Source organism: Novosphingobium hassiacum (assembly GCF_014196055.1).
GTDB lineage: Bacteria > Pseudomonadota > Alphaproteobacteria > Sphingomonadales > Sphingomonadaceae > Novosphingobium > Novosphingobium hassiacum.
Genome location: NZ_JACICY010000007.1, coordinates 1 through 22316 on the forward strand (window position 1 = coordinate 1; position 22316 = coordinate 22316).

General features: G+C 62.5%; 18 protein-coding genes. 15 read left to right on the forward strand and 3 right to left on the reverse strand.

Annotated elements, in window-relative coordinates; translation table 11 throughout:
* Nucleotides 1-250 precede the first annotated feature (250 nt).
* From GGQ88_RS13970 to GGQ88_RS13980, 3 genes are read right to left on the reverse strand one after another with little or no spacing between them, the layout of a single operon-like run.
* Nucleotides 251-1579 (reverse strand): aspartate aminotransferase family protein, encoded by a 1329-nt coding sequence (locus GGQ88_RS13970; RefSeq protein ID WP_183614064.1) that lies wholly within the window; start codon nt 1577-1579, stop codon nt 251-253.
* A gap of 52 nt (nt 1580-1631) precedes the next feature.
* Complete coding sequence (locus GGQ88_RS13975) at nt 1632-2705, reverse strand: phosphotransferase enzyme family protein (protein ID WP_343057219.1); 1074 nt, start codon at nt 2703-2705, stop codon at nt 1632-1634.
* Nucleotides 2706-2721: 16 nt separating this feature from the next.
* A complete protein-coding gene (locus GGQ88_RS13980; protein ID WP_183614065.1) occupies nt 2722-3390 on the reverse strand; it encodes a haloacid dehalogenase type II in 669 nt (222 codons plus the stop codon).
* A gap of 549 nt (nt 3391-3939) precedes the next feature.
* Between GGQ88_RS13980 and GGQ88_RS13985 the strand changes: the two genes are divergently transcribed.
* From GGQ88_RS13985 to GGQ88_RS14055, 15 genes are all read left to right on the forward strand, one after another.
* The gene (locus GGQ88_RS13985; RefSeq protein WP_343057220.1) at nt 3940-6078 is read left to right on the forward strand and encodes a TonB-dependent siderophore receptor; all 2139 of its coding nucleotides are present in this window, start codon (nt 3940-3942) and stop codon (nt 6076-6078) included.
* A gap of 62 nt (nt 6079-6140) precedes the next feature.
* Nucleotides 6141-7172 carry a PepSY-associated TM helix domain-containing protein gene (locus GGQ88_RS13990; RefSeq protein ID WP_183614067.1) on the forward strand — a complete coding sequence of 344 codons (1032 nt, stop codon included), beginning with the start codon at nt 6141-6143 and terminating at the stop codon, nt 7170-7172.
* A gap of 2 nt (nt 7173-7174) precedes the next feature.
* Nucleotides 7175-8098, forward strand: a complete 924-nt coding sequence (locus GGQ88_RS13995) for a 2-hydroxyacid dehydrogenase (RefSeq protein WP_183614305.1) — start codon at nt 7175-7177, stop codon at nt 8096-8098.
* A 160-nt stretch (nt 8099-8258) separates the two neighbouring features.
* Nucleotides 8259-8933: a haloacid dehalogenase type II gene (locus GGQ88_RS14000; protein WP_183614068.1), complete on the forward strand. Its 675-nt coding sequence runs from the start codon at nt 8259-8261 to the stop codon at nt 8931-8933.
* A gap of 179 nt (nt 8934-9112) precedes the next feature.
* Nucleotides 9113-10651: an ABC transporter substrate-binding protein gene (locus tag GGQ88_RS14005; RefSeq protein WP_183614069.1), complete on the forward strand. Its 1539-nt coding sequence runs from the start codon at nt 9113-9115 to the stop codon at nt 10649-10651.
* Nucleotides 10648-11628 carry an ABC transporter permease gene (locus GGQ88_RS14010; RefSeq protein ID WP_183614070.1) on the forward strand — a complete coding sequence of 327 codons (981 nt, stop codon included), beginning with the start codon at nt 10648-10650 and terminating at the stop codon, nt 11626-11628. Before GGQ88_RS14005 ends, GGQ88_RS14010 begins: the two co-directional genes overlap by 4 nt.
* Nucleotides 11625-12452, forward strand: coding sequence for an ABC transporter permease (locus tag GGQ88_RS14015; protein ID WP_183614071.1), 828 nt, complete (start codon nt 11625-11627; stop codon nt 12450-12452). Before GGQ88_RS14010 ends, GGQ88_RS14015 begins: the two co-directional genes overlap by 4 nt.
* Nucleotides 12449-14254 carry an ABC transporter ATP-binding protein gene (locus GGQ88_RS14020; protein ID WP_183614072.1) on the forward strand — a complete coding sequence of 602 codons (1806 nt, stop codon included), beginning with the start codon at nt 12449-12451 and terminating at the stop codon, nt 14252-14254. Before GGQ88_RS14015 ends, GGQ88_RS14020 begins: the two co-directional genes overlap by 4 nt.
* The gene (locus tag GGQ88_RS14025; protein ID WP_183614073.1) at nt 14251-15180 is read left to right on the forward strand and encodes an ornithine cyclodeaminase family protein; all 930 of its coding nucleotides are present in this window, start codon (nt 14251-14253) and stop codon (nt 15178-15180) included. Before GGQ88_RS14020 ends, GGQ88_RS14025 begins: the two co-directional genes overlap by 4 nt.
* The gene (locus GGQ88_RS14030) at nt 15177-15887 is read left to right on the forward strand and encodes a cupin domain-containing protein (RefSeq protein ID WP_183614074.1); all 711 of its coding nucleotides are present in this window, start codon (nt 15177-15179) and stop codon (nt 15885-15887) included. The genes GGQ88_RS14025 and GGQ88_RS14030 overlap by 4 nt, the downstream gene beginning before the upstream one ends.
* Before the next feature lie 220 nt (nt 15888-16107).
* On the forward strand, nt 16108-16965 hold the full coding sequence (locus GGQ88_RS14035; RefSeq protein WP_221214685.1) for a GNAT family N-acetyltransferase: 858 nt from the start codon (nt 16108-16110) through the stop codon (nt 16963-16965).
* Nucleotides 16966-16994: 29 nt separating this feature from the next.
* Nucleotides 16995-18170 (forward strand): alanine racemase, encoded by a 1176-nt coding sequence (locus GGQ88_RS14040; protein WP_183614075.1) that lies wholly within the window; start codon nt 16995-16997, stop codon nt 18168-18170.
* A gap of 45 nt (nt 18171-18215) precedes the next feature.
* The gene (locus GGQ88_RS14045) at nt 18216-19496 is read left to right on the forward strand and encodes an NAD(P)/FAD-dependent oxidoreductase (RefSeq protein ID WP_183614076.1); all 1281 of its coding nucleotides are present in this window, start codon (nt 18216-18218) and stop codon (nt 19494-19496) included.
* Nucleotides 19493-20953: an aldehyde dehydrogenase family protein gene (locus GGQ88_RS14050; RefSeq protein ID WP_183614077.1), complete on the forward strand. Its 1461-nt coding sequence runs from the start codon at nt 19493-19495 to the stop codon at nt 20951-20953. Before GGQ88_RS14045 ends, GGQ88_RS14050 begins: the two co-directional genes overlap by 4 nt.
* A gap of 25 nt (nt 20954-20978) precedes the next feature.
* Nucleotides 20979-22304 carry an NAD(P)/FAD-dependent oxidoreductase gene (locus GGQ88_RS14055; RefSeq protein ID WP_183614078.1) on the forward strand — a complete coding sequence of 442 codons (1326 nt, stop codon included), beginning with the start codon at nt 20979-20981 and terminating at the stop codon, nt 22302-22304.
* Nucleotides 22305-22316 lie beyond the last annotated feature (12 nt).

Consider the following 22316-nt stretch of genomic DNA (forward strand, 5'->3'; position numbering starts at 1 on the left):
GAGGAGGAAAATCAGCCCCTACACATCACCGCCAAAGCCGCCTGACGATGGCCCACGGCCACAGCCGAAATTACACCACCTTGACGGACGCGACCCGCACCGCAGATGCCGACAACCAAGGGGCGGCAGGTTTCGAGCCGTTCGACAATATGGGCCAGAACGATCTCGGCGGACGATGACATCGAAGACTCCAATCGGGAGCGTACGGCTTGGGTGCGCCGTCAGGCACGTGACGCTTCAGGTGGCCCGATTACGACGTGATCCTGCCCAGCGAATTATGGAACACTTCAAGGAATTTATCGACATGTTCGTGCTGGCAGATCAACGGAGGACGGATTTTGAGGGCGTCTTCATTGGCGGATGTCGTGCTGATCAGCACTCCGTCGTCGCGCATGGCATTGACCAGATCCAGCGCCATAGCCCGACGCTGTGCGGGCAGGCTGTCTTCAAACCCGATATCTACGCCGAAGAACAGGCCGGCGTTGCGCATGCCGCGTATGCCCGGCAATTCTGCGGCGATGGCCTCGATACCGTGTCTGAGGTACTGGCCGACCGAAACGACGCTATCGAGTATCCGGTCGCGCTGGAGGATCGTCAGGACGGCATCGGCTGTCGCTATCCCGACGGTATTGCCGGCGAACGTGTTGGAATAGCGCGCGGTCTGGCCGAAATGTTCCATCGGCTGGCTGCGCCCGACGACCGCACCGATCGGAAAGCCGTTGCCCATCGGCTTGCCCAGCGTGGCGAGGTCGGGAACGATGCCATGGCGCGCAAAGCCCCACATGTGGTCTCCGGTACGGCCGAACCCTGGCTGGACCTCGTCCGAGATGATCAGGCCACCTGCCTCGCGCACCGCATCGACCGCGCCTGCGATGAAGCCCGGCGGATCGATCCATACCCCGTCGCTTGAAAAGATGCTGTCGAACAGAAGCGCGGCGATGCCGATGCCGCGCCTCTGCAAATCGATGATGGCGAGCCGGACCTGTGCCTCGAAGAAATCTGCGGCCTGATCGTGCGGTATGCCGGCCGGTCCGGGGAGTTCGACGATGCGCACGTTCGGGCTGAGGTTCACGGCAGCGCCAAGGTTTGGCGAAACGGCGGCGACGGCGGCGCTGGTGCCGTGGTAGGCGTAGGATGTGACGATCACGCCTTCGTTGCCGCTTGCAAGCCGGGCGATACGCAGTGCCAGATCGTTCGATTCACTGCCGGTGCAAGTGAACACCACTCGGTCCAGCTCAGCGGGAAAGGTAGCGATCAGCTTTTCTGCATAATCGACCAGCTGCGGCTCGAGATAGCGCGTGTTGGCACTTATCCGGGCCGCCTGCTCGGCCATGGCCGCGTTCACTTCCGGATGGCAGTGGCCGAGCGACGGCACGTTGTTGTAGAAATCCAGGTAAGGCCGGTCGTCAGGGTCAAAGAGCCACATGCCCTCACCGCGCACGAAGTGAACGGGCTTGCGATATTGCAGGCGGTAAGAGGCCCCAAGGACCGCATCGCGTCGGGAGATCAGGTGCGCTTCGCGTTGGGGAAGTTCCGCCTCGCCGGGCCGGAAACGGTTGGGCATGAGGTCTACGGACATGAGGTTCTGCCTGTTTGCGAGCGTTGCCTTGACGCGGATGATAGTCGGAGGTTCAGGACGGATCGAGGCTGGCTGCAGCCCTGACCGCCGCCTCGCCCGCTGGATGATCGAGCGATGCAAGCACGGCCAGTCCCTGCTCTGCGCGCGCCACATTCTTCATGATGTAGGGCGCGGCGTCGGGAAAAAGGTGCGCGCGCCAGGTGTTGATCAGCACCAGTGCGCTTTGACGGGCGCGGATCAGACCGGGCAGGAGCGACGCTTCCAGGCTGGATAGCGGCGCGACCGACGCATAGCCAGCTATGACATGTTCGGCGCCGCCCAGTCGGGAAGCCGGGTCCTTCACGAAATGTCCTGCAGCGATGGCAAGATCCTGAACGCGGGGGTTCCAGCCACCATCGCCGAAGTCGATGAAGCCGATGCCGTTGCCGGTATCGATCACGTTGAACGGGCTGGGGTCGTTGTGGGTGATCTGCCAGGCAAGGTTCGCAGCCTGCGGTACGATGCGACACGCGTAATCGTCCATAGCGCAATGGACCAGGCGCGCTGTCTCGTCTTGCGGAAGGAAGCGTTCCAGTTCCGCAAGCGAGGTCCAGCACGCCACGTTCCACAGCATTGGGCGTCGCGCAGCCGGTGGCTGGATGTTCGACATGGCATGGTTGAGCCGGGCCAGAGACGCTCCGACTTCATGCATCAGCGCAGGGGTGCAGGGCGCCTGATGCAGCGGAGTGCCATCCATGCGGGTCTGCAGATACCCGCATGTGTCTTCGTGTTCGAATATGAGACGGTCGGACAGGGTCCGGATTGGCTTGGGTGCAAGCACCCCGTCGACGCCTTGCAACCCATCCAGAACGGCTGACTGGAAGAGGAAGCTTCCCAGCGCCTCCGGTCGCGATGACGTCTTGAGGATCAGGCGCTGGCCGTCGTCCAGCTTTGCATCGAAAGTTTGTTCGACTTCGGACGACAGGGCGGTCAGCGTGCCCGCAGCGCCGTAATGTTGGCGCAGGAGCAGCGCCGACGAGACGGGATCGGATGCATCCGGCAGCATTGCCAGTTGGTCGGCAGCGGCCTGGTAGTACGCCCGAGTATCGGCCTTCGTGGCGGCCGGACTCCTTGCTTGCGCTGTCACCTGTTGGACCCCGCCGTCAGAGACCGAACACACCGGGAAGGTGCGTCACGTCGGGTATCTCGGTATATTCGTAGAACGGGTTGGCCGGTTCGTGACCGCGGTTGACCCAGACCTTGCTCTTGATGCCGATGTCGTAGGCCGACATCAGATCGTGCCGGAACGACGACGAGACATGCGTGATGTCTTCCGGACCACAACCGAGCGTATCGAACATGTATTCGAATGCCCGCAGGTGCGGCTTGTAGGCACCCGCTTCCTCGGCAGTCAGCACCGCATGGAACGGCGCGCCCAGCTTTGCGACGTTCGAGGGGATCTGCGCGACCATCGAGTTGGTCAGGATGACCAGCGGAATGTCCTTGGCGAGCCTGGCGAGCCCTTCGGGTACGTCCGGATGCGGACCCCACGTCGGTACGCGATTGTAGATGTCCTCGGCCAACTCTGCCGTGAACGCGACGTTGTTGCGTTTGCATGTGCGTTCGAGCGCATTGTGGACCACTTCGGCGTAGGGCTTCCAGTCCTGCAGCACTTCATCCAGCCGATAGGCCTGAAAGTGCTGGATGAAAGAGGTCATCTGCAGATCGGTCAGCTGATGTTTGAACAGTTCCTGCGCGGCATCGGCCATCTGGAAGTTGATCAATGTGCCGTGACAATCAAACGTCACGTACTTGGGACGAAAGTTGCTCATGCGCACAGCCCTCCGAATTCTTGATGCCCACTATTATTCGCGAGGGGTCAAGGCGGTTTGCCGAATGTGATGGGCATTCGGCAGGATGTACTGAATCGATTGGCCGGGTTGGTCATCATCGACCAAAGCCTGCTGGCGCAACATGCTGCTTGGCGACAGACGGCGGTGCTTGCCTGCGCCCTTTCTGACGCTACCAAAAGCCGCAGGATATTCTGCTGGCCGCAGGAATCGGGCGTTAGAAGTCCGCGTGCGACAGATTGCGGGGTCGAGCGGACATTGTCGCGTGGGGCGTGTCAAGCGTAGCCCCTATCCGGGCCATGGAAAGTCGAACGGCACAAAAACGCCGCAGTCACGCAATTTTCACAATAATCGTCTGTCAGCGCTTGCCGCTTCGACGCAAGATTCGTCTGCCAAGGCATAAGATCGGCGAATAATAATAAAACACGCAGGACGAATCGAGCGCACATCCAGCATTCTGGAAGAAAAATCCGGCGTGTGAGAATGGGCAGTTACGCATCACGAACGAGGGGTGAAGTTGCGATGAAAACTATGTCCGCAGTTAAGGCCGCGCTGGCAATCGGCGTAGCGATGGGAGCGATGTCGACGACAGCCTGGGCACAGGTGGCCCCCGAAGATGCGAATGCGGCCGAGGAGATGGTCGTGGTGGGGCTGCGTCAGCAATATCGCGGCGACGTGCCGCTAGCAGAAATTCCCCAGACAGTTCAGGTGCTCGACGCCAAGACGCTGGATGATTTGAATATCACGCGCCTCGATGCCGCACTCGATCTCGCCAGCGGCATTGCAAAGCAGAACAACTTCGGTGGCCTGTGGGATTCGTTCGCTATCCGCGGATTCGCAGGCGATGAAAACTTCCCGTCGGGCTTCCTGGTGAACGGCTTCAACGGTGGCCGAGGTTACGGCGGGCCGCGCGACGCCTCGAACATCGAGAAGATCGAAATCCTCAAAGGTCCGAACGGCGCGGTCTTCGGGCGCGGCGAGCCAGGTGGTACGATCAACATTACCACCAAAAAGGCGCGCACCGACGATACGTTCGGGTCGTTTGCGGTATCGGGCGGCAGCTTCAACAACTTCCGTGTCGAAGGCGACTACAACCTTGCGATCAGCGACACAGTTGCGATCCGCGTGAACGGTGCGGCGCAGGATGGCGACAGCTTCCGCGACACGGTGCACACGACGAAATACGTCGCATCGCCGTCGATCCTGTTCAAGCCGACGAATACCACGACAATTTCCTACGAAATGGAGTTTGTCGATAACAAGGTGCCTTTCGATCGCGGCGTTCTGGCCGTGGGCGGCAAGCTTGGCGTGATCCCAAATTCGCGCTTTCTGGGTGAGCCCGGCGATGGCCCAACCCGCGTCAAGGTGCTGGGGCATCAGCTACAGTTCCAGCAAAAGTTGGGCGGCGACTGGTATTTCCTTGCGGGTGCCGGTTATCGCGACACCAGCTTCAAGGGCTTCGGCACGCAGGCTGAACTCGGCCTCGGGCGGCAATCGCTGGATAATGACTTCACCAACCTGACCCGTCAGCGCATCTTCCGTGATTACGGCACGACCAACACCTCGGTCCGTGGTGAGGTCTCCGGAAAGCTCTATACAGGCCCATTGACGCATCACGTGCTGGTGGGGGCCGACTGGGATCGCTTCCACATTGACTTGCTGCAAAAGCGGTATCGCGGTCCAAACTACACTCCGGGTAGCCCGTTCACGCCAGCGAACAATGCGATCAACATCTTCAAACCGGTCTACGGCCAAATGCCAACGCCGACTGCGACAACGATCAATACTGACGAAGTGCAGAAGTCTTACGGTATCTACTTCCAGGATCAGGTCGATCTCACAGACAGCTTGAAGATCCGGGTCGGCGGCCGCTTCGACCACTTCGAGCAAACGCTGCTCAACCGCGCCAACGGGGTGCTGATCAATAGCACCAAGAAGCGGTTCAGCCCTACGGCGGGCGCGCTCTATCAAGTCACTGACGTCATTTCGATCTATGGCGGTTACGGTCAAGGCTTCCGTCCAAACAGCGGTGTGAACGCTGCTGGCTCGCCGTTCGCACCTGAGTACAGCAAGTCGTACGAAATAGGTGCACGCTTTGCCGCTCCAGGCGATGCGGTCAGTGGCTCGATCTCGGCCTACTCGATGAAGAAAAATAACATCCTGACCGCCGACCCGGCCAATGCCGGGTTTTCGATCGCGGGTGGCGAGGCCAAGTCGAAGGGCATTGAGGTAGACTTCAACGCAAAGCTGCCGGGCGATATCTCGATCCTGGCGAACTATGCTTACACCGATGCCTATTGGACAACGACATCGTCCGACAAGGACTTCGGTTTCTTGATCCTGCCGGGTGATCGCCTGATCAATATCCCCAAACATGCGGCCAACCTGATCGTCAGCAAGGGTTTCTTGATCGGTGAAAACCGCGCAACGTTTGGTGCAGGCATGAACTACACCGGTAAGCGCCTGGGTGAGACGGCATCGACGTTCGAACTGCCCGGCTTCGTTACCGCGCGGTTACTGGCGAGCCTCGAGCTATCGGATGGGGTCAAGATCACGGGTGACGTGACAAACCTGTTCGACAAGCAGTATTATGCGGCTTCGTATTCGCAGTACTGGATCAATCCGGGCGCCCCGCGCATGTTTACGGTGAAGGCCACCTTCTCGTTCTGATGTAACGGGATTGGGCTGTCGGGGTCACCGCTCCGGCAGCCCAAACTTTCTCGGGAGGCATCATGCGCCGTGCAAGCTTCCTGACCTGGCATCGCCAGCTGGCGTTGCTGTTTGCCCCGCTCATTCTCCTTCAGGCGATCACGGGTGGCGTACTTCTGTTCCGCGAGCCGCTTGGTCGTTTGCTCGAGCCGACGCCGACTGCCGGTCCGGTGCTAGGCACCGACCGGCTTTTCGTGGCTGCTGCGGCAAGCGGCAAGAGGGTAGAGCGCCTGCAGCCCCCCGCCGCGCCGGGACGCATGGCGATGGCGCAGATCGTTGATGACGATGGCACGCGCACGCTCCTCGCGATCGATCCGGCTTCTGCGCGCGTGATGCGTGAAGGCGGTCTGGCAGCCTTCCCGGTAGAGGCAGCACTGCGGCTCCATTATCAACTGCTGGCGGGAAACACCGGCTTGTTCGTCGTCCTGCTGACCGGCGCCGTGCTGCTGCTAATGGTGGGAACCGGGCTCGCGTTCTGGTGGCCAGTGAAAGGCCGTTGGAGCAAATCGCTGGCGATCAATCCACGCATGCCCGCGCGCGCGCGGCTGCGGCACTGGCATCGCAATTTCGGTGTGGTTGTCGCCTTGCTGATTGGATGCAGCGGCGTAACCGGTGTGCTGCTGGCAGGTGCAGACCTGTTGCCCCTGCTGACCGCGCCAGCGCCCAAGCCTGCCGTGACAACCTCGGCAGGCGGCGCGCCGACACCGGCAAGTGTCGAGGCAGGGGTGCGATTGGCACAAACCGAATTTCCCCGAGCACAAGTTCGCGACCTGCGCTTTGCTCCGGGCGGGCGGATGGACGTCAACCTGCTGGCGCCAGAGCGCAATTCGCTCGCCGTGCATGTGGTCAAGGTGGATCTTGCTTCGGGCAGGATCGCAAGCGTCGTGGCCGCACAGGATAATCCGGCGCTCTGGATGAAAATTCTGCCCTATCACTCGGGCGATGAGTTTGGTCTCATTGGCCAATTGATTCTCCTGATCGAGGCGCTCGTGCTGATCGGGTTGGGTGTGTCCGGCCCGCTGATGTGGTGGCAACAAAGGAAGCGACGCACGTGATCATGCTGTACCATGGCCTTGAATCGCGCGGCGTCGCCTGGGCCGAGATATTCGGTGCGCGCGTGCCGCAACTGCCCTTCAGGCGCTGGGGTCACGATGAGGTCGATCCGGCGCAAGTGTGCTACCTGGCGGCGTGGAACGCGCCCGCAGACTTCATCGCGCAGTTCCCCAATCTCGAGGTGCTGTTCAGCGTGGGAGCGGGAATCGATCAGCTGCCGCTTTCGGCGCTGCCGCCACAGGTGCGCGTCGTTCGCATGGTCGAACAGGGGATCATCACGGGCATGGCCGAATATGTCGCCATGTCCTGCCTTGCGCTGCACCGCGACCTGCCATTTTTCATAAGCGAGCAGCGGGCCGAGCGCTGGACCTACCGCCACACGCGGCTTGCATCTGAAACGCGTGTCGGAATCATGGGACTCGGCGAGCTGGGGAAGGCTGCGCTGCAGATACTGAAGCCGCTGGGCTTTGCGCTGTCAGGGTGGAGCCGCAGCGCACACGCCATCGATGGTGTGACATGTTTTGCCGGTGAGGCTGGTTTCGACGCGTTTCTTGCGCAGGCCGACATATTCGTCTGCCTGTTGCCGTTGACCGCCGAAACACGCGGAATTCTATGTCGCGAGACCTTTGCAAAGATGCCGCAGGGCAGCGCCGTGATCAATGCTGGGCGTGGCGGGCACCTGATCGCGCAAGACCTGATCGACGCGCTGGATTCAGGCCAGTTGCGCGCCGCCATGCTCGACGTGACCGATCCCGAGCCGCTTCCGCAAGGCCATGCATTCTATACGCATCCTGCGGTTTTCCTGACGCCGCATGTTGCGGCCGAAACGCGCCATGCCACCGCGGGCGAGGTGCTTGCGGATAATGTCCTGCGTCTGCTGTCAGGTGAACCGCTGCTCGGCGAGGTCGATCGCACGAAGGGCTATTAGGCGCGGCATCTCGTGCCGTTCGCGCCTGATAAAAAGTGCCGTTAGGACGGTTGAATGTCTTGGAACGGGTGCAAGTTCTGCTCGGCTCATGGTCTTCTTGCCTCGTCACCAGCAGTTGCCGACATCTGTTACGTCGGCCAGACAGGGATGAATTCAACCGATGAGCACCGCCGTCTTCACTCCAAAGTACATCAGCTTCGATTGCTATGGCACGCTGACCCGTTTTCGAATGACCGAGATGGCGACGCAATTCTATGCCGACCGTATCGCGCCGGATGCGATGGCGGAGTTTTGCAAGGATTGGACCGCATACCGGTTCGACGAGGTGCTCGGTCCGTGGCAACCCTATGGCGACGTTATCGCCAATTCGCTCAAGCGCTGCTCAAAGAAGTGGGGCGTCGAATTTCGCGAGGATGAGGCCAGGGCGGTCTATGAGGCGGTTCCGACCTGGGGGCCGCACGATGATGTGGCTGGCGGTCTGTCGAAGATTTGCGACAAGATCCCGCTGGTCATCCTGTCGAACGCCATGAACAGTCAGATCATGTCGAATGTCGGCTTGCTCGGCGCGACCTTCCACCGGGTTTACACCGCAGAAAGCGCACAGGCCTACAAGCCACGCATGCAGGCTTTCGAATACATGTTCGACCAGCTCGGGATGGGGCCTGAGGTTGGCATGCATGTGTCGTCGAGCTTCCGCTATGATCAGAACACCGCGACCGATCTTGGCTTCGGCTGCCGGGTATTCATCGGGCGCGGGCATGAACCGTCGAACGCGAACTATCGCGATGTCGAAATTCCGCACATCGGAGCGCTGCCGGCGGTCGTGGGTCTCTGACGACGGCTGCGCGGCTTGGGAGGTGCCAAGCGGTGCCGCAGAAAATGCCGAATGGATCCGTTGCCACGTAGCCCCATGCCGCGGCGCCGTATCAATCGGCAGAGTAGTGCCGAAAGTCGTGTTACTATTCGCATGAACCAGGCGCTGCAAATGGCGTGCAAGGATCGGAGGAGCGGACGATGGTCGATTTAAGTTCCACCGCTCTTTCGCGACGGGGGCTGCTCGGCGGGCTGGCGTCGGGACTGGTGCTGGCACCTGCGGATCGACTGATCGGCAAGCCACGCACCGGCGGACGCATCCGCGTCGCAAGCATTGCATCGTCGACCGCCGACACGCTTGACCCGGCCAAGGGCAACCTCTCGACGGATTATCTGCGGCACTATCTGCTGTACAGCGGGCTGACCCAATACGATTCACAGGTTCGCGGCCAGCCCGCCCTTGCCGTGTCGATGGAGACGCGTGACAACGTAGTCTGGACGATCAAGCTGCGGTCGGGCGTTCATTTCCACAATGGCAAGGCGTTCGGTGCCGACGACGTCGTCTATTCGTTGATGCGGCACCGCGATGCAGCGGTGGGATCGAAAGTTGCCGCGATTGCGGAACAGTTTGCGAGCGCCAGGGCAAACGGAAAGCTCGAAGTCGAGCTGCGGCTGACCGGGCCAAATCCCGATCTACCCATCATTCTTGCAGCACCCCAGTTCCTGATTGTCGAGAACGGACGGCGCGATTTCAGTGTGGCCAATGGGACAGGCCCGTTCGTGCTGCACGCGTTCTCGCCCGGCATCCGCACGGTCGTCAGGCGCAACCCGAACTTCTGGAAACCCGGCAAGCCGTACCTCGACGAGATCGAAGTCATTGCCATCCCGGACGAGTTGTCGCGCGTCAATGCGCTGCTTTCAGGCGACGTGCAGATGATTAACGCGGTCAGTCCCGGATCGGTCAAACGGGTTCGGGCCTCATCCGGTCACGCGATCATGGAAACCAAGTCGGGCCTGTTTACCGACTTGGTCATGCGGCGCGACCATCCGGTGACCGGCCATCCCGACTTCGTTTTGGCGATGAAGTACCTGATGGACCGGGAACTGATCAAGCGCGCACTGTTCCGGGGATTTGCGACAATTGGCAACGATCAGCCGATTTCGCCGCTCGACCCCTATTTCAATCCCGATATTCCGCAGCGCCAGTTCGATCCGGATCGTGCCCGCTTCCTGCTCAAGCGAGCCGGATTGCTGGGCACCCGCTTGCCGGTCTATGTTTCTCCGGCGGCCAATCTTTCGGTCGATATGGGATCGATCCTGCAAGAACATGCAGCGCAGATCGGCCTCAAGCTGGCCGTCAATCGCGTGCCGAGCGACGGCTACTGGTCGACGCACTGGATGAAGCATCCACTGACCTTCGGCAACGTCAACCCCCGGCCAACAGCGGACATGATGTTCAGCCTGTTCTTCCAGTCCAAGGCGACGGCGAATGAATCGGGGTGGAACAGCCCGCAGTTCGACAAGATGCTGATCGAGGCGCGCCAGGCCACCGACCCGGCCCGACGTAAGGCGATCTATGGCGACATGCAGTGGCTGGTGCACAATCACGGCGGTGTCGGTGTGCCCGTCTTCATCAGCCTGCTCGATGGCTACGACCGCCGTCTGCGTGGGCTGTTCCCGATCCCGCTCGGAGGCTTCATGGGCTATACCTTCGGCGAACACGTCTGGCTGGACGCATGAGCGCGGCGTCTCCCGCTTCACCCTGGCGTGGCCCGCTGACCTTGATCGCCAAACGGGTCGGCATGGCGTTTGTCACGCTGGTGCTCGTATCTGCCGTGATCTTCACGATCAGCGGATTGCTTCCCGGCGATGCCGCGCAGGAAGTTCTTGGACAGGGTGCAACGCCCGAGCAGATCGCCGCGCTTCGCCACGAAATGGGCCTGGATCGGCCTGCGCTGCTGCGATATCTCGAATGGCTGAAAGGCATTGCCAGCGGGGATCCCGGCGATTCCCTTGTGGCAAACATGCCGGTGGCCGACATCATCTCGGAGCGGCTGCCCAACACGCTCGTACTTGCGGGTCTGACCACGCTGTTTGCCGTTCCGATCGCGTTTCTGATCGGCATCTGGTCGGCAGTTACCCGCGGACGGTCAGCCGACCGCGCGCTCAACCTCATGACGCTGGCGATGGTGGCGCTGCCCGAATTTCTGGTGGCGACGATTGCGGTGCTGGTATTTTCGGTCAAGCTGCTGTGGCTGCCGTCGATCACGATCGTGCCGCAGGACCCCACGCTGGGTGAATTCCTGCGCGCTTACGCCATGCCTGTACTGGTGCTCGGCGTGGGCGTGATCGCCCAACTCGGTCGGATGATCAGGGCTGCGATCATTGCCGAACTCGATCGGCCCTATGTCGAAATGGCGCGGCTCAAGGGTGTTTCGCCGCGCAGGCTGATCTTCCGCCATGTCTTGCCCAATGCCGTCGGCCCGATCGTGAACGCCATGGCACTCAGCCTGTCCTATCTGTTCGGAGGCGCGATCATCGTGGAAACGATCTTCAGTTACCCCGGCCTTGCAAGCCTGATGGTAAACGCGGTGACGTCACGCGACATGCCCTTGTTGCAGGCCTGCGCGATGCTGTTCTGCGCGACGTACCTGTTGCTGGTGCTGATTGCCGATACCGTGGCGATCCTTGCCAACCCGAGGCTGCGACAGGGATGAACGTGACCAGCATCCTTCGCGCTGTGCGGCGCTTGCCGATCTCCGGAAAAGTGGGCCTTGTACTCGTCCTGTTCTGGATCGCCATTGCCGCTATCGGACCATTCATCGCCCCCTACCCGCCGGGATCGTTTGCCAACGAGGAAGTCTTTGCGGGGTCGAGCGGCCAGTTCTGGCTGGGCAGTGACTTTCTGGGACGCGATGTGTTGAGCCGTCTGCTGTCTGGAGCGCGGTTCACCGTCGGTCTTTCGGCAGTGGCGGTCACCATCGCGGTCTGCATCGGCACCGGATTTGCGCTGATGGCGGCGGTCGGCCCCCGCTGGGTCGACGAACTGCTGTCGCGCGCGATGGACACGCTGATCTCGATCCCGAGCAAGATCTTCGCGCTCGTTCTGGTGGCAGCATTCGGGTCTTCGCTGGTATTGCTCACCCTGATCATCGCCATCACTTATGTGCCGGGCAACTTCCGCATTGCGCGGTCGCTGGCGGTCGGTCTTGTGCGGCTCGATTACGTGGAGGTTGCGCGTGCGCGGGGCGAGGGGCGGCTGCACCTTGCGCTGGTCGAGGTTCTGCCGAACATGATCAAGCCGCTGTTTGCCGATATTGGCCTGCGCTTCGTGTTCATCGTGCTGCTACTGTCCGGCCTCAGCTTCCTTGGGCTGGGGCTCCAGCCGCCGGACGCCGATCTTGGTTCGCTGGTGCGGGAGAACACGTCCGGTCTTGCCGAAGGTGCGCTGGCGATCATCGCTCCGGCGGTCGCGATCGCAAGCCTGACGGTCGGCGTGAACCTGCTGATCGATGCCGCAACGCAAGGGAAGGCGCGATGAGCGCGTCGCCCCACGTCGCCGTGCGCAACCTCTGCGTCACTGTGCGCACGCCTGAGGGCGAGCCGTTGCGCATCGTTGACGGTGTGTCATTCGATATCCAGCGCGGCGATGTGCTGGCGCTGATCGGAGAATCGGGATCGGGCAAGACCACGATTGCCCTGGCGCTGATGGGCTATGCCCGCAGCGGGGCGCAAATCAGTGGCGAGATCCGGGTCGGCGACGCGACCTTCGAGGGCAGCGGAGGAGCTACGCTGGCGGCACAACGCGGTAACCGTATCACGTACGTGGCGCAAAGCGCGGCGGCCGCCTTCAACCCCTCACGACGGGTCATCGAACAGGTCATCGAACCGGCGCTGATTCATGGGACGGCAACGGCGGCTGAGGCGCGCGCCCATGCCGTCTCGCTGTTCGAAGCACTGGCCTTGCCCAATCCGAAGACGATCGGCAGCCGCTATCCTCACGAGCTTTCCGGTGGGCAGTTGCAGCGGCTGATGGCGGCGATGGCATTGATCACCCGGCCCGATCTGGTGATCTTCGATGAGCCGACGACGGCGCTCGACGTGACGACCCAGGTCGAGGTGTTGCAGGCGTTCCGCAAGGTCGTGCGCGAGCAGGGGGCAACCGGAGTCTACGTTTCGCACGACCTCGCCGTCGTGGCGCAGATGGCGGACCAGATACTGGTGCTCAATCGCGGCACGGTTCGCGAGCAGAACTCCGTACAGGCCGTGCTGGAAACACCTGTAGACGATTATACGCGAACCCTGCTCGCGGCTGCCCGCCCGGTCATCAAAGCCGCAACGCCACAGGTGGCGGTAGGTGAGCCATTGCTGTCGATCACAGGTGTCCACGCAGGCTATGGTCCGATCGATCGAAACGGCCGGGCGGCGCATCCGGTGCTTACCGACGTCACCATGAATATCGGTCGCGGCGCGGCGGTCGGCGTGATCGGTGAATCGGGGTCGGGCAAGTCGACGGTCGCACGCGTTGTGGCAGGCTTGCTGGCCCCCACTGCCGGTACGGTGTCGCTCGACGGGGAGCCACTGGCCCCCGCGCTCGACGGGCGCACGCGTGAACAGCTGCGGCGTATCCAGATCGTGTTCCAGAATGCCGACATCGCGCTCAACCCCGCGCATAGCGTCGGCGAGATACTGGGTCGTGTCCTGCGTTTCTATCACGGCACCAGCGGCGATCAGGCACGGCAAGGGGTGGCCGAACTGCTCGACCTTATCCGGCTGCCAGCGGGTATTGCAGATCGCCGTTGCGACGAGCTTTCCGGAGGCCAGAAACAGCGCGTGAATCTGGCGCGTGCGCTGGCCGCCAAGCCCGACGTGATCTTGTGCGACGAGGTGACTTCGGCGCTCGATACCGTGGTCCGTGAGGCGATCCTCGAACTGCTGGCGGAACTGCGGCGCGACCTGGGCGTGGCCTACCTGTTCATCAGCCACGACATCGCCACGGTGAAGGCGCTCTGCGACGAGATCGTCGTGCTCTACAAGGGCACGCGCGTCGAAAGCGGACTGCGTGATACATATGCCGCGCCGCCATTCCATCCCTATACCGACCTGCTGATTTCGTCGGTGCCGGAGTTGCGGACCGATTGGCTTACGGGTGTCGGCCTGCAGTCTTCCGCTCCGTTCGCAAACTTGCACGAAAGTCCGGATCTGTGCCGCTTCGTGCCCCGTTGCCCGGTCGCGATCGCGGGGAAGTGCGATGTCGCGCCGCCGCCGCTTCGTCTGATGACGGCAGGCAATTCGGTACTGTGCCACCGCGCTGAGGCGGAATTAATCAGGATGCATCCGTGAAGTTCATATCCGAAGAAGAATCTGCCGCGCTTGTTTCGCATGAAATGGCCTTCGAAGCGGCGCGCGAAGCCTTGATCGCGGTCGTTGATGATGCGGTCCTGTTTCCCGCAGTGCTGGCGCATGGTTCCGCCCCCACCAACCGCTTCTCGATCAAGTCGGCGGCGACGGCCTCGTTTGCCGGGCTGAAGGTCGGATCGTTCTGGCCAGACAATCCCGCGATCGGGATGCCCCGGCACAATTCGGTGATCCTGCTGTTCGATCAGAAGGTCGGGCGGGTCGAGTGGGTGATCGAGGCGGGAAAGGTCAACGCCTATCGCACCGCGGCTGCGGACGCGGTCGCAGCCGATGCCCTTGCGCGCGAGGACGCGTCCGTTCTGGCGATCTTCGGTGCCGGCAATCAGGCGCTGTTCGAATGCATCGCAATCGCCCGCATCCGCCAGATCAGCAAGGTGCTGGTAGTGGCGCGGGACCATCAGCGGGGCGACGAATTCGTGAGTGCTTTGCGCGCAGACGGTCTCAACGCCGAGCAGGCACTGGCACAGGCGGCGTGCGAGCAGGCCGATATCGTGGTGACCGCAACGCCTGCGCGTGAACCGCTGTTTTCCGCCGAGTGGATACGCCCCGGCACGCATGTTGCCAGCATGGGCTCGGATGCGGCAGGCAAGCAGGAACTGCCGCCGGAATTGTTCGAGCGCGCTGCGCTGTTCTGCGATCACCCCGCGCAGGCGGTGGTGATGGGTGACTTGCAGCATTTCGGTGGCGACCGCGCGCGGATCACGGCCTTGGGTGACGTGCTGCAGGGCCTGATAAAGGGCCGCACAGCGCAAGACCAGATTACGGTTTTCGACAGTTCGGGCATCGCGCTGCAGGATCTGACGATCGCGCGCAGCCTGATTTCAGCGTGGGAAGAGAAAGTGAAATCATGAGCACAGTACTGGATCAGCGGGTTGGAGCCGTCATCGACATTCGCGCCTATGCGGCCGGCACTGTGCCATCGACCGACTGGCTCGGCGGCCGGGCGACCCCAGCATTTGCCGATGATGCGGCACAAGTTGCGGCGTTTGCGCTGCGCGGGAGCGGGCAGGTTTCATGCCTGACAACCGATGAGTTCGTCCTTGTCCTTGCAGGCAAGCTCGAGATCGAAAGCGAGCATGGCGTGCTGACGCTTGGTCCCGACGATTGCGCGGCGATCCCGTTCGGAACCAGCTTTCGCTGGAGCGCAGCGGACGACATGCTGGCCGTAGTATATGCCGCGCCGACGGATCGGGCGGGTAACACTTCGGTGCCGCTGATGATCGACAAGAACGCCCCGCTCAACCCTTCCAGCCCACCAGCGTTGGAGAATCTGTTGGGTGAAGTGCCGACGTGTCGGGGCTTTTCCGACTATGTCTCGGCCAATGCCGAGTTTGCCTGTGGGACATGGGATTCCACCCCCTATCACCGCCGTCAGATCCCCTATCGGCAGGTCGAATTGATGCTGCTCCTTGCCGGAGAGGTCACCTTTACCGACCAGAACGCAAGCGTCAGCTTCTCGACGGGCGACGTCTGCCTGTTCGTGCGCGGCGATGGTTGCGCCTGGTTGAGCGAGGAATACGTCAAGAAGGTTTTCGCGACCCAGCGCCCGCTCGGTTGAGCGTCCGAGTTTCGAGAGACTTCCGACCCCGGCAGAATGTACCGCCACACCTGACAAGTCCCGCAGGACTGCCATGTGGCTCGCGGTCATTCAGGAGAATTTGCCACGTGAAATTGGTCTAGTCTTCCTGCATCACGGCGCGGTCTGAAAAACCGGCGCACGTCACCGGCTACGCGGTCTGTCGCCGATCCGGAAGACGGTTCTGAGGAGTATCTTGGGAATGTCCGGGTCGATGGTCGAGTGTTCCAGCAGCAGCGTGGTCGCGCTGACTCATGACCATCTCGAGCAGGCCTACGGTCTCTCTCAGGCACTGAACTGGCCGTATCGCATTGAGGACTGGAAGTTCGCGCTTGAGTTGGGACGCGGTTTCGCGGTCGAATCGGACGGAAAGCTCGTGGGCACCGCGTTGTGGTGGCCTTACGGGGATACATTCGCCACGATCGGCATGATCATCGTCTCGCCCCTTGCGCAGCGGCAGGGTATCGGCGGCAAGCTGATGACAGCCCTGCTGGCCGATGCTGCCGGACGGCGGATGGTACTTAATTCCACCAAGGAAGGTGGCCCGCTTTACACCCGGCTCGGGTTCGTGCCGTACGGCATGGTATATCAACATCAGGCGGTGCTCGTAAAAGTGCCCCGTATTGATCCCGTGGTCGCGGTTCGCGCAGCCAGGCTGGATGATCGCCCGGCCATCATTGAATTGGACAGCCGTGCAGCCGGGATGGATCGCAAGGGCCTGCTGGAGGCCTTGTTCCCTATTTCCGACGCGGTCGTGGTGGAGCGCGGTGGCGATATCGTGGGCTACGGTGGTGTGCGCCGTTGGGGGCGTGGCGTGGTCATTGGGCCGGTGATCGCGCGCGACCAGACCGACGCGCGCGCCATCATCGCTACGCTTGCGTCCGCTTACGAAGGCGGATTCGTGCGGATCGATGTCACCGAGGCCAGCGGCCTGTCTGAATGGCTCTCCGAAATTGGCCTCCCCCAGGTCGACCAAGTGGTCACGATGGCCTTGGGGCAGCCTCCGCAGGCGGTGCCCGATGCAACCCTCTTTGCCTTGTCCAACCAGTCGCTCGGTTGACGACGGGCGGTTCTCACGGGAGTGTTTCAATGATTGACCAAGAAGCTTTGGTCCGGGATGTCAGTCCCGCAATGTCGCTCGAGACTTGCGAGACACCAGCGCTGGTGCTCGATCTGGGCAAAGTAGACAGGAACATCGCACGGCTGCGCGCGCACCTCGCCAAGCTCGGTGTGGATTTCCGTCCGCACGTGAAGACCTCGAAGTCGCTCGACGTTGCACGGCGCCTGTTTCCCGCAGGTAGCGGGCCGATCACCGTTTCGACCCTGGCCGAAGCGGAGTATTTTGCCAGCGGCGGCTTCACCGACATTACCTATGCCGTCGGACTCGGTCTCGACAAGATCGAGCGTGCGCGCCGGCTGGTCGATGAGGGAGTCCGGCTGTCCGTGCTCATCGATACCGTCGAACAGGCACAGGCGCTTGCTACTGCGGCGCGCGATGGCGGTGCCATGCCGGCAGTGCTGATCGAGATCGACTGCGACGGGCATCGCGGCGGATTGCTGCCAGATGACCGGACGCTTGTCGTCATCGCCGACATTCTCCGGCAGGGCGGGGTGCCGTTTGAAGGCGTGCTGACCCATGCCGGGGAATCGTACAACGCCCGTGGTGGCGCGGGGCTGCCGGAGGCGGCCGAAGGCGAACGTGCGGCGGCGGTCGCGGCGGCAGAACTGCTTCGGGCAGCGGGTCATGGCGTTGCCGTCGTAAGTGTCGGTTCGACGCCCACTGCGCATTTCGCCAGGGACCTGACGGGCGTGACCGAGGTCCGAGCGGGTGTCTTCACCTTCTTCGATCTCGTCATGCACGGGATCGGCGTGTGCGACGCCGATGATATCGCGGTATCGGTGCTGGCAACGGTCATCGGGCACCGTCCTGAGAAGGGCTGGATCCTGACCGACTCTGGGTGGATGGCCATGTCGCGTGACCGGGGCACGCAACGCCATCCGGTAGATCAGGGCTATGGTCTGGTCTGCGACATTGATGGCACGCCGTTCACGGACGTGATTGTCGAAGACGCGAGCCAGGAGCACGGTATCCTGAAGGTGAGGCCGGGAAGCCAAGGCGTCCTGCCCGACCTTCCGATCGGATCGCGAGTGCGCATCCTGCCCAATCACGCCTGCGCCACTTGCGCGCAGCACGAAACCTATAACGTGGTCGATGGGCAGGGCCGAGAGATCACCGCCCGGTGGCCGCGTATGCGCGGATGGTGAGCAAGACGTGCCTGTCGCAGCAATCTGCGAGGGCGGAGAACTGACATGAAAATGATGTCCTACTGGCTCGATACGGCAAAACCGTTTGCTTCGGCTGCATCTGGCGGTCCTCAAGGAACGGCCGATGTTGCGGTAATCGGTGCCGGGTTTACGGGTCTGTGCGCAGCGCTTGCCCTGGCAAAGAAGGGGGCCAAGGTCGTCGTTCTCGAAGCCGATCGCGTCGCTGGCGCGGCTTCCGGGCGCAATGGCGGGATGTGCAACAACGGTTTTGCGCAGGACTATGGCGGTATGGTGGAGCGCTTCGGCATCGAACGCGCAAACATGTTCTATCGCGCGTTCGATGCGGGCGTGGACAAGGTCGAGTCCATCGTCGCCGAGGAGGGCATCGATTGCCATTTCGGGCGCATTGGCAAGCTGAAGCTGGCGGCAAAACCGGAACACTTCGACAAGATCAAGCGCTCGCAGGAACTGCTGGCGCGCAATGTCGATCCGGAGACACAGCTGGTCATGCCCGCCGACCTGCCATCCGAGATCGGTTCGGATCGGTTCTATGGCGGGATGATCTACGGCAAGAGCGCCAACATGCACATGGGCATGTACGGGCAGGGTCTGGCCGAAGCCGTGGTCCGGCACGGCGGCATCGTCCACGAGCACAACCCGCTGATCGGCATGCGCCGGGTTTCAGGGACGTCGCACGAACTGACCACGCCCCATGGCAGCATCATCGCCAATCAGGTCCTGCTGGCGACGGGCACATCAAGGGTCGGCCCACTCGGCTGGTTCCGTCGCCGGATCGTGCCGGTGGGTGCCTATCTGATCGCCACCGAGCCGCTTCCGGTCGAACTGCTCGACCGCCTGACTCCGCGCCGCCGCAACACGGTCGATACGCGGAACTTCGTCAGTTACTTCCGCACGACACCCGACAATCGCATCCTGTTCGGCGGGCGAGCCCGTTTTTCGAGCCGGAGCGACCCGGCAGCCGACGCCAAGAGCGGCGCGATCCTGCGGCAGTCGATGCTGAACTTTTTCCCCGAGCTGGTCGACACGCGCATCGACTACTGCTGGGGTGGCATGGTCGACATGACGAGCGATCGCCTGCCGCGCGCCGGGGAGCGCGACGGCGTGTTCTATTCGATGGGCTACAGCGGCCACGGCACGCACATGGCGACCTACATGGGCGGGGTCATGGCCGAAGTACTCGACGGCAAGGTCGATCTCAACCCCTGGCGCGACTTCGACTGGCCCGCGATCCCGGGCTATTTCGGCACACCATGGTTCCTGCCATTCGTTGGCGCCTATTACCGCTACAGGGACATGGTGGGATGACGGACGCGGTTGCGCAAGCGGAGCGAGAGATCGCCGACCTGGGCGATTGCGCCTATATCGGCGGTACGTGGTTGCCGGTGTCCGGCACGGAGCGCCTGCCCGTCATCAATCCCGCCACCGGAGAGCAGGTGGCCGAGATCGTCGCAGGGGCGAGTGCCGATCTCGATCGCGCGGTCGCCGCAGCACGTGCCGCCTTCCCGGCGTTCTCCAGTTCCTCAGTTGAGGACAGACTGGCGCTGCTGGAGCGCATCCACGCGCTGATACTCGAACGCGCCGAACCACTGGCGCAGGTTCTGACGCTCGAGATGGGCGCGGCGATCACGCATGCGCGCGCTGCCCATGTTCCGTTGGCGGCGGCGCATGTGCGCGCGGCCATCGACGTGCTGCGGGACTACGAATTCCTGACGCTGCATGGCACCACGGCGGTCGTCCGCGAGCCCATCGGCGTAGCGGGCCTCATAACGCCGTGGAACTGGCCGCTGTACCAGATCACTGCCAAGGTCGCTCCAGCGCTTGCTGCTGGCTGCACCGTGGTGCTCAAGCCCAGCGAGCTTTCGCCGCTAAGCGGGATGATGTTTGCGCAGATCGTGCATGATGCAGGCGCGGCACCCGGCGTGTTCAATCTGGTCAACGGGACCGGCAGCGAGGTGGGTGCAGCCATGGCGGCGCATCCCGACATCGACATGATTTCGATTACCGGATCGAACCGCGCGGGTGTGCTCGTCGCACAGGGCGCTGCACCGACGGTGAAGCGGGTGACGCAGGAGCTTGGCGGAAAATCGCCGAACGTGCTGCTGCCCGATGCCGATTTCGAACGGGTCGTGCCGCTTGGCGTTATGGCCGCGTTTCGCAACGTCGGGCAATCGTGCAGCGCGCCGACGCGGATGATCGTGCCGCGTGCCAATCTCGCCGAAGTCGAGGCGCTCGCCCGCCAGACGGTGGAGTCCATCGTGGTGGGCGACCCTGCCAAGGAGGCGACGACGCTTGGCCCGATCGCCAACCGCGCGCAGTTCCAACGCGTCAACACCATGATCGCGGTCGGACTGGAAGACGGCGCGAGGCTGGTCTGTGGCGGGCCGGAGCGGCCGGACGGATTGCCGGATGGCTTCTACGTGCGTCCGACCGTCTTTTCCGACGTAGCCAGTGCCATGCGCATTGCGCAGGAGGAAATCTTCGGGCCGGTGCTGGTCATCATTCCCTACGACGATGTCGATGAGGCCGTGACAATTGCCAACGACAGCGTGTTCGGGCTGGGCGGACATGTACACGGTGCCGATATTGCACAAGCCCGCAGCGTAGCTCTGCGGATCCGCACCGGACAGGTCCACATCAACAACCCCGCCTGGGATGCCCATGCGCCGTTCGGAGGCTACAAGCAGTCCGGAAACGGCCGTGAATACGGCGTGTTCGGCTTCGAAGAGTACCTCGAAGTCAAGGCCATACTCGGCTTCGCATGATGCCAGCGCTTACCGGAGATTTGAAATGCCCGCGCCCCTGAGATTCATCAAGTCGACGCCAGACCTGCCGGCAGAAGCCGATGCCGTGGTCATTGGCGGCGGAATAATCGGGAGCTTCACGGCCTATTACCTCGCGCAGCGCGGGCTGAAAGTTGCGCTGCTTGAAAAGGGCGTGGTCGGCGGCGAACAATCGAGCCGCAACTGGGGGTGGTGTCGGCAACAGAACCGCGACGAGCGCGAACTGCCGCTTGCGACCAAGGCGCTCGATCTGTGGGAACAATTCGGAGTCGAAAGCGGCGAAGATACAGGCTTCCGCCGGTGTGGCCTCTTCTACGTCAGCAACGACGCTTCCGAGATCGAAACCTGGGCGAAGTGGGGCGAATATGCGCGTTCGATCGGCGTCAAGACGCGGATGCTGAACAGCCAGGAGGCCAGCGACCACGGCAAGTTCACCGGCAAGGTGTGGAAGGGCGGCGTGCATTCGCAGATGGACGGGATCGCGGACCCTGGACTTGCGGTGCCGGCAGTTGCGCGGGCAGTCATGGCGCTGGGCAGCACAGTCCATCAGGCCTGTGCCGCGCGTGGTATCGAGACGACGGGCGGCGCAGTGAGTGGCGTCGTGACTGAACGCGGCACCATCCGGACGAAGCTGGTCATCCACGCAGGCGGCGCATGGGCGTCATCGTTCATGCGGCAACTGGGCGTACGTTTCCCACAGGCCACCGTCCGCCAGTCGATCCTGGCCGTGGGCACTGGCCACATGACCTTGCCCGATGCCTTCTATGGCGATTCCATGTCGATCACGCGGCGAGGCGAGGGTGCCCATGCGCTGGCCTATAGCGGGCGGGCGAAGGTCGACCCGACAATGCAATTCCTGAAATACCAGAAGCAGTTCCTGCCGATGTTCAAGGAGCGCTGGAGCAAGGTATCGCCGGGTGGTCTGCAGGGATTGCTCGCCGGACATGAGACGCTGTCGAACTGGCGGCTGGATCAGCCCACTCCGATGGAAGCGCGGCGGATCCTCGATCCGGTGCCGGATGCCAAGACCATCCGCCTGACGGTAGAGCGGGTGTCCCGGTTGATCCCAGCTGTGGCGCAAGCGCCGGTGTTGGCAAGTTGGGCCGGCTTCGTCGACAGCACGCCCGATGGCGTCCCTGTGATAGACAACCTTCCGGCTGTGCCCGGTCTGATCCTGGCAGCAGGTTTCAGCGGCCATGGTTTCGGCATCGGACCAGGCGCCAGCCACCTCGTCGCCGACATCGCGACCGGGCAGGATCCGATCGTCGATCCGCGCCCTTACCGGCTTTCGCGGTTCGACGGCGGGACCAAGATCGACGTGTCGGAGTTCTAGTCGGCACCGGGC

Coding starts and splice junctions, on each gene's coding strand:
- GGQ88_RS13970 (WP_183614064.1), bottom strand. CDS start 1,579: ATGTCCGTAGACCTCATGCCCAACCGTTTCCGGCCCGGCGAGGCGGAA.
- GGQ88_RS13980 (WP_183614065.1), bottom strand. CDS start 3,390: ATGAGCAACTTTCGTCCCAAGTACGTGACGTTTGATTGTCACGGCACA.
- GGQ88_RS13985 (WP_343057220.1), top strand. CDS start 3,940: ATGTCCGCAGTTAAGGCCGCGCTGGCAATCGGCGTAGCGATGGGAGCG.
- GGQ88_RS13990 (WP_183614067.1), top strand. CDS start 6,141: ATGCGCCGTGCAAGCTTCCTGACCTGGCATCGCCAGCTGGCGTTGCTG.
- GGQ88_RS13995 (WP_183614305.1), top strand. CDS start 7,175: ATGCTGTACCATGGCCTTGAATCGCGCGGCGTCGCCTGGGCCGAGATA.
- GGQ88_RS14000 (WP_183614068.1), top strand. CDS start 8,259: ATGAGCACCGCCGTCTTCACTCCAAAGTACATCAGCTTCGATTGCTAT.
- GGQ88_RS14005 (WP_183614069.1), top strand. CDS start 9,113: ATGGTCGATTTAAGTTCCACCGCTCTTTCGCGACGGGGGCTGCTCGGC.
- GGQ88_RS14010 (WP_183614070.1), top strand. CDS start 10,648: ATGAGCGCGGCGTCTCCCGCTTCACCCTGGCGTGGCCCGCTGACCTTG.
- GGQ88_RS14015 (WP_183614071.1), top strand. CDS start 11,625: ATGAACGTGACCAGCATCCTTCGCGCTGTGCGGCGCTTGCCGATCTCC.
- GGQ88_RS14020 (WP_183614072.1), top strand. CDS start 12,449: ATGAGCGCGTCGCCCCACGTCGCCGTGCGCAACCTCTGCGTCACTGTG.
- GGQ88_RS14030 (WP_183614074.1), top strand. CDS start 15,177: ATGAGCACAGTACTGGATCAGCGGGTTGGAGCCGTCATCGACATTCGC.
- GGQ88_RS14035 (WP_221214685.1), top strand. CDS start 16,108: ATGTCCGGGTCGATGGTCGAGTGTTCCAGCAGCAGCGTGGTCGCGCTG.
- GGQ88_RS14040 (WP_183614075.1), top strand. CDS start 16,995: ATGATTGACCAAGAAGCTTTGGTCCGGGATGTCAGTCCCGCAATGTCG.
- GGQ88_RS14045 (WP_183614076.1), top strand. CDS start 18,216: ATGAAAATGATGTCCTACTGGCTCGATACGGCAAAACCGTTTGCTTCG.
- GGQ88_RS14050 (WP_183614077.1), top strand. CDS start 19,493: ATGACGGACGCGGTTGCGCAAGCGGAGCGAGAGATCGCCGACCTGGGC.
- GGQ88_RS14055 (WP_183614078.1), top strand. CDS start 20,979: ATGCCCGCGCCCCTGAGATTCATCAAGTCGACGCCAGACCTGCCGGCA.